Source organism: Chryseobacterium jejuense, assembly GCF_017877355.1.
GTDB lineage: Bacteria > Bacteroidota > Bacteroidia > Flavobacteriales > Weeksellaceae > Chryseobacterium > Chryseobacterium jejuense_A.
Map to the genome: position 1 here is coordinate 132515 of NZ_JAGIPR010000004.1, position 14156 is coordinate 146670.

Annotated in this window: 16 protein-coding genes; all 16 read left to right on the top strand. The window is 33.6% G+C overall.

Annotated features, from left to right (window positions below; genetic code table 11):
- The first annotated feature begins 25 nt into the window (after positions 1–25).
- The 16 genes from J2772_RS09835 (at position 26) to blaCHM (ending at position 14115) form a co-directional block, all read left to right on the top strand.
- Positions 26–1126, top strand: coding sequence for a serine hydrolase domain-containing protein (locus tag J2772_RS09835; protein ID WP_209916124.1), 1101 nt, complete (start codon positions 26–28; stop codon positions 1124–1126).
- Between the two features lie 222 nt (positions 1127–1348).
- Positions 1349–1774 (top strand): DUF1801 domain-containing protein, encoded by a 426-nt coding sequence (locus J2772_RS09840; protein ID WP_209916126.1) that lies wholly within the window; start codon positions 1349–1351, stop codon positions 1772–1774.
- Positions 1775–1803: 29 nt separating this feature from the next.
- Positions 1804–2100 carry a hypothetical protein gene (locus J2772_RS09845; protein WP_209916128.1) on the top strand — a complete coding sequence of 99 codons (297 nt, stop codon included), beginning with the start codon at positions 1804–1806 and terminating at the stop codon, positions 2098–2100.
- A gap of 25 nt (positions 2101–2125) precedes the next feature.
- On the top strand, positions 2126–2788 hold the full coding sequence (locus J2772_RS09850) for a hypothetical protein (RefSeq protein ID WP_209916130.1): 663 nt from the start codon (positions 2126–2128) through the stop codon (positions 2786–2788).
- Between the two features lie 51 nt (positions 2789–2839).
- A complete protein-coding gene (locus J2772_RS09855) occupies positions 2840–3559 on the top strand; it encodes a phosphodiester glycosidase family protein (protein ID WP_209916132.1) in 720 nt (239 codons plus the stop codon).
- A 99-nt stretch (positions 3560–3658) separates the two neighbouring features.
- Positions 3659–4198 carry a dihydrofolate reductase family protein gene (locus tag J2772_RS09860; RefSeq protein WP_209916134.1) on the top strand — a complete coding sequence of 180 codons (540 nt, stop codon included), beginning with the start codon at positions 3659–3661 and terminating at the stop codon, positions 4196–4198.
- Between the two features lie 34 nt (positions 4199–4232).
- Entirely contained in the window at positions 4233–4607 is a 375-nt protein-coding gene (locus J2772_RS09865) for a VOC family protein (protein WP_209916136.1), read from the top strand.
- Between the two features lie 48 nt (positions 4608–4655).
- Complete coding sequence (locus tag J2772_RS09870) at positions 4656–5435, top strand: hypothetical protein (protein ID WP_209916138.1); 780 nt, start codon at positions 4656–4658, stop codon at positions 5433–5435.
- 62 nt (positions 5436–5497) lie between these two features.
- A complete protein-coding gene (locus J2772_RS09875; protein WP_209916141.1) occupies positions 5498–6001 on the top strand; it encodes a hypothetical protein in 504 nt (167 codons plus the stop codon).
- A gap of 180 nt (positions 6002–6181) precedes the next feature.
- Positions 6182–7564 carry a serine hydrolase gene (locus J2772_RS09880; RefSeq protein ID WP_209916143.1) on the top strand — a complete coding sequence of 461 codons (1383 nt, stop codon included), beginning with the start codon at positions 6182–6184 and terminating at the stop codon, positions 7562–7564.
- A 66-nt stretch (positions 7565–7630) separates the two neighbouring features.
- Positions 7631–9241 carry a serine hydrolase gene (locus J2772_RS09885; RefSeq protein ID WP_209916145.1) on the top strand — a complete coding sequence of 537 codons (1611 nt, stop codon included), beginning with the start codon at positions 7631–7633 and terminating at the stop codon, positions 9239–9241.
- 106 nt (positions 9242–9347) lie between these two features.
- A complete protein-coding gene (locus J2772_RS09890; protein WP_209916147.1) occupies positions 9348–9731 on the top strand; it encodes a 5-carboxymethyl-2-hydroxymuconate Delta-isomerase in 384 nt (127 codons plus the stop codon).
- Between the two features lie 32 nt (positions 9732–9763).
- A complete protein-coding gene (locus J2772_RS09895; protein WP_209916149.1) occupies positions 9764–10267 on the top strand; it encodes a DinB family protein in 504 nt (167 codons plus the stop codon).
- Positions 10268–10487: 220 nt separating this feature from the next.
- Entirely contained in the window at positions 10488–11504 is a 1017-nt protein-coding gene (locus tag J2772_RS09900) for a DUF2268 domain-containing putative Zn-dependent protease (protein WP_209916151.1), read from the top strand.
- 628 nt (positions 11505–12132) lie between these two features.
- Positions 12133–12972 (top strand): hypothetical protein, encoded by an 840-nt coding sequence (locus J2772_RS09905; RefSeq protein WP_209916153.1) that lies wholly within the window; start codon positions 12133–12135, stop codon positions 12970–12972.
- 390 nt (positions 12973–13362) lie between these two features.
- Positions 13363–14115, top strand: a complete 753-nt coding sequence (gene blaCHM, locus J2772_RS09910; RefSeq protein WP_209916154.1) for a CHM family subclass B1 metallo-beta-lactamase — start codon at positions 13363–13365, stop codon at positions 14113–14115.
- The last annotated feature ends 41 nt before the right edge of the window (positions 14116–14156 follow it).

Genomic DNA, 14156 nt, shown 5'->3' on the forward strand with positions numbered 1-14156 from the left:
AAACTCATAATCAATAGGTACAACTATGCAGAATATGGCGTGCAGATATAGGTTCATCCTTATTTTCTTTTTCGTTAATCAATTAATGTTCTCACAAAATAGCAAGAAATATATTGATTCTATAAGACAGGCCTTTCATATTCCTGAAGTAAGTTATGCCGTAATTAATGAAAAGAATATAAAAAATATAGGTACCCTTGGATTTCATGCCGTAAATCTCAAAGATTCAGCCACTTTAAATGACCGGTTTCATATAGGATCCAATACCAAGGCAATGACAGCCTTTTTGATTGCAAAATATGTTGAAAAAGGAAAGCTTGAATGGAATACCAAATTTTTCGACCTCTTCCCTGAATGGAAAAATGAATCAAGAAAAGAATATTACAATATAACATTAGAAGAACTTCTCTCACATCGCGCTTTTATCCAGCCTTTCCAAGGAGAGAATGATCCTCAGATCCCTAACTTCGAAGGCACCAAAGCTGTAAAAAGACAACAATTTGGAAAATTCGTTCTTACATTAGCCCCATCTGTTCCAGACAGTGATCATCCTTATGTTTATTCAAATGCAGGATACACATTGGCTGCTTTAATGGTAGAAAAAGTTACCCAAAAAAGCTGGGAAGAACTCATGGATAAAGTTTTTAATACCGACCTTAAACTTAATATTAAACTATCCTGGCCCGAAAATCAAAAAGCAAAAGACACATGGGGGCATTCCTTTGAAAACGGACAGCTCCTTCCCATTCCTTCTACAACAGATTATCACCTGGATTACACTGAACCTGCAGGAGATCTTAATATCAAGTTGCCTGATTATATCAAATTCATTCAAATGAACCTAAAAGGGTTGAAAGGGAAAAATAACTATTTGAAAACATCTACCTATCAATACATACACAATCATTTTCCTCAGTATTCCATGGGCTGGTACAACATCACCGAAAAAAATATACACTGGTCTAACCACTCGGGAACAGCCGGAACTTATTATACCTTGGTTCATATGGATAAGACCAATAATATCGCCTATATTATTTTCACAAATTCTTTTAATGAAGAAACAACCAGTGGAGTCAGATTAATGATGCGCTATCTTAAACAAAATTATAATCCAGATCATTAAAAAATTAATGTTAGCCTTAGACTATCATCGTGATGCGATTCTGCCCACTTATGAAAAAAAGAGATTTACAAAATAATCAATGAGTTTGCGAAAAATGGGGGTTCAGTATTTTTGCTTGAAGGCTACAACGATCTGAAAAATGATTGTACAAAATATATTGAGCTGCAATGGAATAAATAAACAACCATTCACCTAAATTTACACAAGCAATCCGTATTTGATATGAACATCCAGGAACAAATTTTAGAGTACATCAATAACCAGCCTGAACCCAAATGTAATGACATGCAAGAGCTTCATCGTCTCATACTGGAACTTATGCCGGATAGTAAATTGTGGTTTTTGGACGGTAAAAACGATGAAGGCAAAACCGTTTCCAATCCGAATATCGGATATGGACTCCTAATCATTCAATATGCAGAGGATAAAACCAAAGAGTTTTATCAGATCGGAATGAGCGCCAATACCATCGGAATATCTGTTTATATTATGGGAATAGACGATAAAACCTATTTGGCCAGAACCTTTGGAGCAGAAATAGGGAAAGCAAGTGTAACAGGATATTGTATTAAGTTTAAAGCCCTGAAAGACATCAACATTGAGGTTCTTAAGGCTGCAATACAATATGGCTACCAGCAAAAGCCTTAATTTTATAGTAAAATTCATCAGCACCAATCATGGAAACAGCACCAAAAATGGCCAGTAAACTTACTTTATTCCTCATCCTAGGGATATTATCTCTTCTTGTGGGATTATTTTTTTCTTATACAGCCTTCACCCGTGTTTCCGCAGCAGATGGACTGGCAGGAATGTATATATTATTGGGACTGATTCCAGTTGTTCTCCTCATCATTACAGACAGAATTTGTGTCTGGCAATTTGGCGCAAAAAAAGTTAACAAAGTACAGTTTTATATTACAGGAATATTGGTCTTACTCTTTATCCTGAACTGGATAAGGCTACAGGCTCAATAAAAAGATTAAAAAATGACTAATAAACATGAAAAAAGCATTTAAAATTATAGGAATCACTCTCGGAGTCCTTGTATTATTTCTCATAGCCAGCAATTTTATACAAATCAATGAAAGAGAAACTCTTCTTTATAAAGTTCAACAATATGTAACCTATAGCAAAGAAGACTGGAAAAATTATGAAACCAATCAGAAAATTTTGGCAGATAATCCAGCCGGGTCATCTCAAACATCCGCTGTGGCTGTACCTGTAAAAGATTTCCATCCTTATAATATCGATTTATTACCTGAAAGTGCTAAAAAGGAAGAATTAAAAAAAATTGAGAATGCTCATTTTGAAAATTTAATTCCGGCCCAAAAAAGTCCGGATGATGAAGATGCTCAAATCGCGCTTATCAAATTTACCCAAAGACGCTTGACAGATGTTATCATCAATCAAAGGCTAAGTATCAAAATCGGAAAATGTTATGAAAATCCAGATAAAGGAAAAAACTACAGCTGTGTAAGCTGTATGATCTTATTGTACAACAGAGAAAAAAATGATTGGCAGGAAGCTCCTGATGGGGAAAATTTCCTGGATAATTCTTATGATTTCTATCAGACCTCTGAAGGTGGTGATTGGGATGCAAAAGAGTTATCCATGTTCATCCCGTATGATAATGCTCTTTTTAAAAAGTATGAAAAAAAATAAATAGCAGCACCTCCACAAAAAACTAATAAGATTTTATAAACTCCTTTCCAAATGCTGATAAAACATAATTTTTCACTTTTCCTTCTGCTCCTACTTTTCATCTCCTGTAAAGAAAAAATACAGCATGAAAATAACTTTGTCATGTATCAGGTGAATCCTAAAAAGCAGACTGTAAAACTATATTGGAAGAACAGTAAAAATGAAATTCTAAAAAGCATTCACAATCTTAAAAATGAGACAGAGTCCAAAAATGAAAAATTAGTTTTCGCCATGAACGGTGGAATGTTTGAAGCAGATAATACCCCAAAAGGACTGTATATTGAAAACTTCCAAACTCTAAAATCTATAGACACATTGCAAGGTTCCGGAAATTTCTACCTTCAGCCCAATGGAATATTTTATATCACCCAAAACCATCAACCCGGCATTATTGAAACTAAAAAATTCAGACAAAATAAGTCAGTCCAGTATGCCACTCAATCCGGACCAATGTTATTAACTGAGGGAAAGATAAATCCTATCTTTCAAAAAGATTCTAAAAATCTGAATATCAGAAATGGTGTTGGTATTTTGGAAAATGGAGAGATTATTTTTGCAATGTCTAAAAAAGAAGTTAATTTCTATAGTCTCGCCCTACTTTTTAAGGAAATGGGCTGCAAAAATGCTTTATATCTCGATGGCTATGTGTCCAGAGCCTATCTTCCAGAAAAAAACTGGATTCAGACTGATGGAGACTTTGGAGTGGTGATAGGAATTACAGAGTCTCAATAGAATTTATTTTCATTCAATAAATCATTCATAACAGGTAAAATATACTTACCTTTCTCTTAAACTTTATCTAAAGATTAACCCTATCATTTCCTATTAAACATGAAAAAAATCATATTAGACCTGGCAACAACCTTAGACGGATTTATTGAAGGGCCCAACGGAGAAATCGATTGGTGCATCATGGATGAGGATATGGATTTTGATGGTTTTATCTCAGGAATCGATACTATTTTCTATGGAAGAGTGAGCTATGATGCATGGGGAAATTATCAACCTGATGAAAATGCAGCTCCGGAAGAACTGAAATTCTGGAAAACCATTCATGCAAAGAAAAAATTCGTGTTTTCAAGCCAAAATCGGGAAGATGAAAAGGCTACATTCATCCATTCTGATCTTGTAAAAAAAGTTTCAGACATAAAAAAACAAGGTGGAAAAGATATCTGGCTGTATGGTGGAGCAAGTCTTATCAAAACTTTCATTCAAAATAATCTGATTGATGTGTACAGAATCTCTGTGCACCCGGTTGCTTTAGGTAACGGAAAACCTCTTTTTGAAGATGTAAAAGATAGGTTAAATTTAAAACTTATTGAAACCCATGTTTTTAAATCCGGTGTTGTACAACTTATTTATCTTCCATAAACTGTAATCTTATAATAAAACACGATCCTTACTCATGAATATAAAACTAGACTCCATCATTCTGTATGTACAAAATACTGATCTACTCAAGCTTTTTTATGTTGAAAACTTTAACCTGAAGGTGATCGAAGAAGGTACTGCATGGGTTTTGATGAATGCAGGAACTATCAATATTGGGCTTCATAAAATCGGAGATCAGTATTTGGAAAAAATAGAAACCGGTTACCAATTTGATAACAATACCAAACTTGTTTTTGAAGTGGATACAGATATTGAATCAGTAAGAAATGAACTGCTCTCAAAAAAAGTTGAGATGAGAGCTATTAAAACTTTTGAAAACTATGACTTCTGGTTGTGTGACGGCACGGATCCTGAGGGAAATGTATTTCAGCTAAAATGCAGAAAATAGCACCTGAAGCTAGATTTTTAACTTTTTAATCCTATTAAAACTCATACCATGAAAACAAAGAATATACTTGGATTTTTATTTTTACTTAATGTTCATTTTTTATTCGGACAAAATATATCCTCCATTGAAAAACAGCTGAATGATGCCTTTCAAAAGATTAATTATTGGTCTTCCGAAGGCAGAGATCATGAAAAGTCTTATGATTCTTTAGCTTCTGCCAACATAAAATTTGAAAATTTATTAGTCAGATATACTTCTTTACATCCTCAGACCCTCCATCATGATTTTAAATCTTTAGAGAAAATCGGACTCTCTGTTGCAACTTCAGAAGATGGTAAATTCCGGATTTATTCATGGGATACTTGGACAGGCGGAACCATGCATTTTTTCAAAAATGTATACCAATATGAAGCAGATAAAAAAGTATATTCTAAGGCAGTAGAGAGCCAGGGTGAAGGTGATCCGGGATGTTATTATTACCAGATTAATGATATCATCTCCGAAAACAAAAAATATTACCTTACTCAAAGTAAAGCCATACTAAGTTCCGGCATGAGTTACCATGCTATCAAAGTTTTTTCCATTGATAACGGACAACTGAATGATAAAGCTCAACTCATCAGGACCCAAAGCGGTATCAAAAATCAGCTGGGTTACGAAGTAGACCTTACTGCCTCTGCCAACAGACAATATGAAGGTAGAGATTATGATATTGAATACAACTCTAAAAATAAAATCATCAGTATTCCTTTAATACAGGCAGATTCTAAAGTGACAGCCAAGAAGATCAGATATCAGTTTAAGGGGAAATATTTTGAAAAGTTATAACAGGTTTTTAACAGCATCAATATTTTCTCTGTTTGCATTAATTTTCGAAAAGGATTTGAAACATGTCAGTTATCATTGAAATAAAAAACAGAACCAATTGGTTGGTAACCCTTATCATGGGCATAGCTTTAGTAGTATGTATGTTTATCATTTTAATTCTAATGCCTTTGATGTCTATAGAAGAAACCTATTTCTTATCTATATTCAGCTATATCACTAAAGTAATTCCTTTTGCAGCATTTTTTACCCTTTTCTTATATTTCTGGCTCTGGAATACTTTTGGAAAAACAATTCTCAGTATTAAGCCTGATTCTATAAGTGTAAGATATAAAAATAAATTATTTACAAGTTCAAAAACATTTCTGAAACAGGAAATTAAAGATATTCAGACGCTAGACTTTAGAATAGAAAAGACTCAGTTAGGTACCCGCTATCATTTTTCATGGGCAGATGCTACTTATTCTGTTGTATTAATGAATAAGGATGGTGAAATAAGAATTATTGACTGGGTTACAAAAGAGAAAGCAGATGAAATAGCTGACAGAATAAAAAAAGTATGGTATTAAATAATGATAAAAACTGATAAATCTAAACACAGCCGCTGTATTTCAAAAATAAAAAGAAATATTATAAAGCCTTATGATGCCTATCAATGCTCAAAGTTTTATGAAATTAGCTAAATAAGTTTTATTTTTTTTGTAATTCTAAGTCATTAGGATTTATATTAGACCTCTAAAACGATTCCCATGAAAAGGCTATTTTATATCTTGATTTTAATGATCCTGAGCAGCCACCTAACTGCTCAAACAGAAAACTATATCGTTAGTTTTGAACAATTTCAGAAAAACTTCAACACCGGAAAATACGATGAAATTTTCAACAGCTTTTCCTCCGAAATGAAACAATCATTGCCCATTGAAAAGAATAAACAGTTTTTGTCTGGCCTGAAGAATCAAGTCGGAAATGTGAAAAGTACAGAATTCATGGGCTATCAACAATCAACGTATGCAGCTTATAAAACCCAATTTGAAAAAGGAATTCTGATGGTTAACATTTCATTAGATTCTCAACATAAAATCAATGGTCTATTTATTAAACCTTATGAAGACCCGAAGAAAATAATCAATGTCCTTAGCTCCTATCCAAAAGAAATAGCAGAAGCTATTTATTCTACAGCAGTCAAATTTCCTGAAAACACTCAGCTTTCCATTGCAGTCATTCAAAATGGAAAAACAGATTATTATGGTATTATTAAAGATCATAACTCGATAAAGCCCATTGAAAATCAAAATAAGATCTTTGAAATCGGTTCTATTTCAAAAGTATTTACGTCTACTGTTCTCGCTTCTCTCGTAGAATCTAATAAAATTAAGCTTAAGGATCCTATCAATTCATATTATTCATTCCCATTTAAAGAGAATAGAAAGATCAGCTTTGAAGAGCTTGCAAATCATACGTCCGGACTTCCTCGCCTACCCCAAAACCTGAATTTATTAAATTTAAATAATCCATATCAGGGATATCATACACCAGAACTTGAGGATTATCTTAAAAATTTAATGACCATTGATCATACAATATCTAAAAATTTTTCTTACTCTAATCTCGGCGCAGGATTATTGGGATATACCCTAGGACTGTCACAAAAAACTACATTTCAAAACTTACTGCAAAAAACGGTTTTTGATCAATATGGAATGACTCAGTCTTTTACCACTTCCCAGAATTTAGGTGAAACGCTTATCAAAGGACATAATATCAATGGAGAGCTTGTTTCCAACTGGGATTGGGATGTCCTTTTCGGTGCCGGTGGGATTTTATCCACTGCCGGAGACCTTGTAAAATTTGTAAATGCCCAATTTAATCCTAAACATAAAGAATTGGCTTTAACCAGAAATCCCACGTTTACCGTTAATGATCAAACAAAAATCGGTTTAGGCTGGCATATTATTACCACCAAAAACAATAAGGAAGTCCTGTTTCACAATGGTGGAACCGGCGGATATTCTTCTTCAATGACTCTTAATATGGAGAATCAAACAGCTGTCATTATTCTTTCCAATGTTGCTTCAATCAATGAATCTGTTGATCATCTGTGCTTTGAACTATTAGCCCAGACAACAAAATAGCTCTTCCTTTTCTTACAATCAAATGTAACACGATGCTGCTTTCAATTGTTTTATAATAAAAATTACATGAGAACTATTTTAGCCTGCCTCATTATACTCTCGGCAGTCAATCCTCTTTTTTCACAAAAAGCAAAACAGCTGGAACAATTATTAGCGGCATATGACAAAGCAGATCAATTCAGCGGTACTGTCCTTGTTGCTGAAAAAGGAAAAATCATTTTTGAACAAAGTTATGGCTATAGAAACGGTCCCAAAAAAGAAAAAAACACCAATAATAGCCTTTACCGGATTTTTTCCACCACAAAAATGTTCACCGCTACAGTTATTCTGAAGCTGGAAGAAGAAGGAAAATTATCTATTAACGACAAACTTTCCAAATATTACCCGAACTTTCCCAAAGGAGACAGCATTACGATAGCCAATCTTCTTGCCCATACCTCCGGAATCCCCAATGATACTGACTCCGAAAACACTGTAAATGAAGAAACATTCATGAAGTTCATTGCTGCAAAACCATTGAATTTTTCTCCGGGTAAACAATGGGATTATTCCAATTCAGGATATTATATTCTGGGATATATCATCAAAAAAGTAACCGGATCAGACTATGAAAAAGCTATTGAAAGCTATATCCTGAAACCTCTGCAAATAAATCACACTGGTTTTCAATTTAATACAGTTACAGACAAGAACAAAGCTTTTGGATATGAATTTTTATCACCTAATACTTCCAATGAAGCCTTACGTTTTAAAACCGATCACCCTTTTGCTGCCGGGGCCATGTATTCTACCGTTGAGGATCTCTTCAAATTCAATGAAGCCCTTAAAAACTATAAAATTCTGAAGAAAGAAACCCTTGATAAAATGTTTACTCCTTATCTTAAAGATCATTATGGATTAGGTTCTCAAATATCAATGATTAATGGTAAAAAAAGAGTGGGGCATGATGGTGGTGGCCCAGGTTATCGAAGCAGGTATTATAGAATATTGGAAGATGACATCTGCCTTATTGTGATGTCGAATTCTGATTTATCACACACAGATACTATTATTCCAAAGATTGAAAATATACTATACAACAAGCCTTACAAAATTCCTGCAATCGCAAAAATGAATCCACAACAATTAAAAAATCTGGAAGGAATTTACTCTACAGGAGCTACTGATTTCTATGTAACGGTTGTGGATGGACAAGTTATTTTCAGGGAAAAAGGATATCCTGCCTGTTCATTATTCCCTGTTAGCACTACATTATTTCAATTAGATGACAAATTCACATTCAACTTTAAACCTGACGAAACAGGAAAAATGAATTCATTAACAGTTAAATTCCGCGACGGAAGTGTAAAAACAGGAACAAGAAAAACAACCCACTATCTTTGGGGAATCATTGGAAATGCCACTCCAGGCGGCTGGGAAGGAAAAGATACCCCATTGCTGGTAGATCAAAAAAATCCAACCCTTTATTTCCTCAACAATTTTCATCTCAAAAAAGGAAACCTGAAATTCAGGCTTGATAATGATTGGGGATATAACCTTGGCTTAAATAATGATGGAAAAACCGTTGCTCTTAATGCCTATGATTTTCCGATAGCGGAAGATGACCAGTATGATATTGTATTGGATATGTCTGATCCTATAAAACCTCAGTATAGCATTAAAAAATCTGTTCTGTAAAATTGATATCATAAAACCATTCTATGTTGAATGTTTTTTTTTATTTGAAACAGGAATTCATATTTTTCTTATTTTTACATGATAAAAATCATATCACAAAACGTTTATGCCTCATTTCATCATAGAATGCTCGCAGGATATTCTCCAACAAAGAACTCCGGACGAAATCATGGATGCCGTATACAGCGTGGCTGAATCAACAGGTTTGTTTGCAGTGAATGACATTAAGGTAAGACTGCAACCTTATCAATATTACCGACTGGGAGAGGGTAAAAAAAAATTCCTGCATGTCTTTGGGCACATTATGCAGGGTCGCAGTACTGAACAAAAAGCTAATCTCTCAAAGCTAATAAGCACCCAGCTTACGGAATTACTTCCTGACGTTTCATTTCTGTCCGTCAATATCAATGAATTTGAAACTGCTACTTATAGCAACAAAGCCCTCGTTAACCCTGAAAACACTAGTTATGACCGCCATTTTGGACTTTAATTCTCTATTTTAAACCACAAAATATTAATATTATGAACCTAAAAACTTTAATCAGCAAAACCGTTCAGTACAACAATTGGGTAGTCAATAAATACATTGACTGGTTATCTACAAAATCTGATGAACAGCTTAATCAGGAGACTATTTCCAGCTTTCCTACTATTCTAAAAACCCTGCACCACATCTGGCAGACTCAGGAATATTGGTGGAGCCATATTTCAGAAAACAACGATTTCGATTTTGCTAAAACCACCGCAGAAACCAGCAAAGAAGAAGTTTTCAGAAACCTAAAAAATAATTCACAAAAGCTGGTCGATTATGTGGAAAGTTTATCTGAAGAAGACCTTTCAAAAAATGTAAAAATAGAATCTCAATGGTTTCAATGTGATTTTTCAAAATATGAATACATCCAACATGTAATTCTTCATGGAACCTACCACAGAGGACAAATTGTAACAATGGGCCGTAACGTAGGAATCACAGATGCTCCTATGACAGATTTCAACTTCTGGAATATTTACAAAGACAAAGAATAAGTCTTTTGAGCTTTAAAAATAATAAAATAGGACAACTTTTTGAGCTCATACCCAATCACATCCTTGAAAATCTTGATGGGTATTATCCAGCAAGTTAATCTAACTCTATTTTTTCATGGTTTATCTTTCAGAAATACCGTTCAGAAGGGAAATTCAACGATTGGGGTAATACATTTTCCTTCTATTCTTTTTTTATAATATTTTAGTTCAAAAATAAACCATGAAAAATAGCATTCTGTTTTTATCAGTATGTGTTGTGTTTTCTTGCTCTACAAGAACACCATCCGCTATTACTGATAAAAAATTTGATTATAACAGATTAGAAAAAGTTGCCGATATTGTGAAGGTTGAGAATATTGTCATTAAAAACCTGTTCAAGCATCAGCTTCTTGCTCATAAAAATCAGCAATATGATTCTGTAAGGATCGTTAAAAATGTTTATCTGCCTCATAAAAAATTATGGGACAGCTGCTATGGGGTAATTTTTGGGGATGAAAATGCTCATCTTTTCAACAATCCTAAAGGCATGATCGCCTGGAATAAATCATTGTATGAAAAAAATGAACAAGAGTTTGAAGACAAAGCCAATATTATTTTAAGTATTGACCTTAAAAAACATTTTCAGAAAACCCTTACCCAATTCAATAAGCTGGTTCCCTATAAACCTAAGGCTAAAATAAGTTTAATCTTCACTCCTATCACCGGAATTTCATTTGGTGGATGCAATGCTGAGCAATTTGCATTAGAACTTAACAATAAAGAGGTAGATATTCTTTACTCTCTTGAAAAGGCTCTTCCCCATGAATTGAATCATCTGGTATATGAACATTTCAGAAATACTGACAGCAATGGCCAATCTGCTTTGAGCCAGGCAATAGATGAAGGGTTTGCCTGCTATTTCACTTATGTCTTCTTTAACCGAAAAATGGAAAAATATGAAGCCGTTGAAAATATGTCAAAGGAGAATTGGAACTGGTATCTCAACCATGAAAAGGAAATATTCACAAAATTAAAACCTTATTTTGATGATAGCTCAGGGAATAATCCATTATTGAGAAATGATAAGCTGAAACTTTTTCCGGAGGCTCCAAAATCTATGAATTATTGGCTGGGATTCAAGATTATTGAAAAATATATTGAAAAAAACGGCCCGGATTCCTGGAAGGATGTCTATCATTTAAGTGCTCGTGATCTTTTGGAAAAAAGTGGTTACGAAAAATATATAGAACGCTTGTAAGAATCTACAATTTTAAAATAAACAAAAATTTCCGCTTTTACCACCATTCTTTTCATCGAGAGAATATGAAAAACTATTGTGTACAGGAGTAATAGAAAAACATGTGGATAACTTTTCCACAATCACTCAATCAGCAATTAACAAATGTGGATAACTTTTAAAACCCCTTATAAATCACACAACAAAATACTAAAATTCAATACATTAAATAAAAAAATATCCACATAAAGTCCTCCACATACAAAAAAAATTGTGAATAACTTTATGTGGATAACTTTTTCAATACCCTATATAATGTTTTATCCAGTGTAAAAATTTAGTTACTTTCAACAATAAAATACACCACAATTATCTAATCATAATTATTTATAAATAGATTTTTTGTAATTTTAAAAAGAAAAACAAATCACCATGAGACGAAATACAAAACACGATCATCCTAAAAAAATGAAAGAAATACAGATTTCATAAATTAAAATCTAACAACTTCTATACATCTTCCCTATTCCCAATCGATGTATAGATAAAGAGCCGTCGATATTTTATTGACAAAGATTAGCCATTCACAGCCTTAATCTCTGAATAAGTTATCCACAAAACACAGAAAACAATTTAATTCCCTCATTCAATGACAACAACTGACATCAAAAACAGCATCATTCCCTACATTGGGGAAACAGTTCCTTACATTAATATTCCTGAAAATATTATTTTCAATGGCCACACCATAGAAACAGAAATATCCGGCCAGGATTTCAGCAACGAAAACCTTACCCATCTGTTAAAAATATTAGCTTCACTGGGAAGCTGCAGCCTTTACAAGCTATTGAATAATTCTTCCAAAGAAAAGATCTATTTTCTGGGAGAAAAATTAAGGATCAGAAAATTATCCTATAGACCTATACCCGACACCATCACCATTACAGGTGGAAGTTATCTGGAATCCAAAAGAAAGGGTAAATCCTGCCTGAATGTAAAAGACAAACAATCCGGAGAAATCCTATATTCTTTTGAATTGGATTATTACATCATCAGTCAGGATTCATTCAGACTTTTCTATAAAGATTTTTTCAATGACACTCCTATTGGAACCTATGATGAAAAACTTCCGGAAGGTAAAATAAACAAAACTAAAGACCATTATCAGCTAACCATATCCATCATGCCTTTTACCCTTAACCAATGTAAAGGTCATTTTGAAAATTATCCGATTGTTCCTTTTGTTTTCATTGCCAACTGCGTACTGAGAGAAATTTTCAACTTTTTAGGAAACCGGGACATTTATGAAATTGACAGCCTGGAAGGCTATGCCTCTAAAGCAATGCCTATAGGAACAGAATTTCAGGTTGAAGTTTTCCAGCAAAAATTTTTAAGGAACCTCATCTACTTCAAATGTGAAATAAAAGACACTTCCGGAAACTCTTATGCAGTAATTATTATTAATATCAAATCAGAAACACAGAAATAAAAGCAACCTGTCCCCCTTCAACAATCCCTGAAAAGCCTCATCCTTTTCAGGGATCTTTTTCATGAACTATTTTTATACAAAACTTCTGTTTTTACATCATATACTAATATCCACCTGCAAAAGAGCATGAAAAATTATGATCCGGGATTCTGTTTTTCTTTTTTCCAATAGAGTTTTTCACAGCATATTTCGGATTATGACCATGGATTCGAAACCCTTCATTCCAATCCTGATGAAGAACCAAAGGATAAGTGGGTGAATGTTTTTATTGAATTTATAATTTTTTTTTGGGGGCAAAAAAAATAAATACCTATTCATTCCCGTCAGTTAATATTTTGTAATTTAAACTTCAGAATATCAAGCAAAAACATACCTATAAAAAACAGAACAATGAGAATCATTAAAAGCTTATTCATCATCTTATTTTCTTTTATCATCTTAAGTTGCGGTTCTCAACACTCAAACAACTTTGCAGCAAAGGAAATTTATAAATCTGAAAACCTCATCATTACACAGATTTCAGAAAATTCATTTGTCCATACCTCTTTTAAACAAACTAATGACTTCGGAAATGTTCCCTGTAATGGACTCATTGTGAAAAACAGTAGTGAAACCATTGTTTTTGACACTCCAATAAATGATAAAAGTTCAGAAGAGCTTATCCAATGGATCAGCAAAACACTGCATTCAAAAATTAATGCGGTTATCCCGACTCATTTTCACGATGACAGCGCAGGTGGTTTACAGGCATTCCATAACCACAATATCCCTTCGTATTCGTACATTAAAACGATTGAATTAGCCAAAGAAAATAATTTTGTTGTTCCGCAAAACAGTTTCAAAGATGCTTTAGTTTTAAAAATCGGTAATGAAAAAGTCACGGCAAAGTTTTTCGGTGAAGGTCATACAAAAGATAATGTTGTAGGCTATTTCCCCAGTGAAAATATATTATTCGGAGGCTGCCTGCTAAAAGAACTGGAAGCAAGCAAAGGGTATTTGGGGGACGCCAATGTTTCAACATGGTCTGCCACTGTAGAAAATGTGAAAAAGGAATATCCCAATGTAAAAATTGTTATTCCGGGACATGGCGAATATGGGGACCAAAGCTTACTTGATTATACGATCAGCTTATTCAAACTGTAATAAAAGAACAGATATAAAACAAACGCTGCAAAAAGAAATAG

What these genes read in the sequence shown, in the direction of transcription:
- blaCHM (WP_209916154.1), top strand. Translation starts at nt 13,363, where the DNA reads ATGAGAATCATTAAAAGCTTATTCATCATCTTATTTTCTTTTATCATC.
- J2772_RS09880 (WP_209916143.1), top strand. Translation starts at nt 6,182, where the DNA reads ATGAAAAGGCTATTTTATATCTTGATTTTAATGATCCTGAGCAGCCAC.
- J2772_RS09885 (WP_209916145.1), top strand. Translation starts at nt 7,631, where the DNA reads ATGAGAACTATTTTAGCCTGCCTCATTATACTCTCGGCAGTCAATCCT.
- J2772_RS09900 (WP_209916151.1), top strand. Translation starts at nt 10,488, where the DNA reads ATGAAAAATAGCATTCTGTTTTTATCAGTATGTGTTGTGTTTTCTTGC.
- J2772_RS09870 (WP_209916138.1), top strand. Translation starts at nt 4,656, where the DNA reads ATGAAAACAAAGAATATACTTGGATTTTTATTTTTACTTAATGTTCAT.
- J2772_RS09850 (WP_209916130.1), top strand. Translation starts at nt 2,126, where the DNA reads ATGAAAAAAGCATTTAAAATTATAGGAATCACTCTCGGAGTCCTTGTA.
- J2772_RS09860 (WP_209916134.1), top strand. Translation starts at nt 3,659, where the DNA reads ATGAAAAAAATCATATTAGACCTGGCAACAACCTTAGACGGATTTATT.
- J2772_RS09840 (WP_209916126.1), top strand. Translation starts at nt 1,349, where the DNA reads ATGAACATCCAGGAACAAATTTTAGAGTACATCAATAACCAGCCTGAA.
- J2772_RS09855 (WP_209916132.1), top strand. Translation starts at nt 2,840, where the DNA reads ATGCTGATAAAACATAATTTTTCACTTTTCCTTCTGCTCCTACTTTTC.
- J2772_RS09905 (WP_209916153.1), top strand. Translation starts at nt 12,133, where the DNA reads ATGACAACAACTGACATCAAAAACAGCATCATTCCCTACATTGGGGAA.
- J2772_RS09890 (WP_209916147.1), top strand. Translation starts at nt 9,348, where the DNA reads ATGCCTCATTTCATCATAGAATGCTCGCAGGATATTCTCCAACAAAGA.
- J2772_RS09875 (WP_209916141.1), top strand. Translation starts at nt 5,498, where the DNA reads ATGTCAGTTATCATTGAAATAAAAAACAGAACCAATTGGTTGGTAACC.
- J2772_RS09865 (WP_209916136.1), top strand. Translation starts at nt 4,233, where the DNA reads ATGAATATAAAACTAGACTCCATCATTCTGTATGTACAAAATACTGAT.
- J2772_RS09895 (WP_209916149.1), top strand. Translation starts at nt 9,764, where the DNA reads ATGAACCTAAAAACTTTAATCAGCAAAACCGTTCAGTACAACAATTGG.
- J2772_RS09835 (WP_209916124.1), top strand. Translation starts at nt 26, where the DNA reads ATGCAGAATATGGCGTGCAGATATAGGTTCATCCTTATTTTCTTTTTC.
- J2772_RS09845 (WP_209916128.1), top strand. Translation starts at nt 1,804, where the DNA reads ATGGAAACAGCACCAAAAATGGCCAGTAAACTTACTTTATTCCTCATC.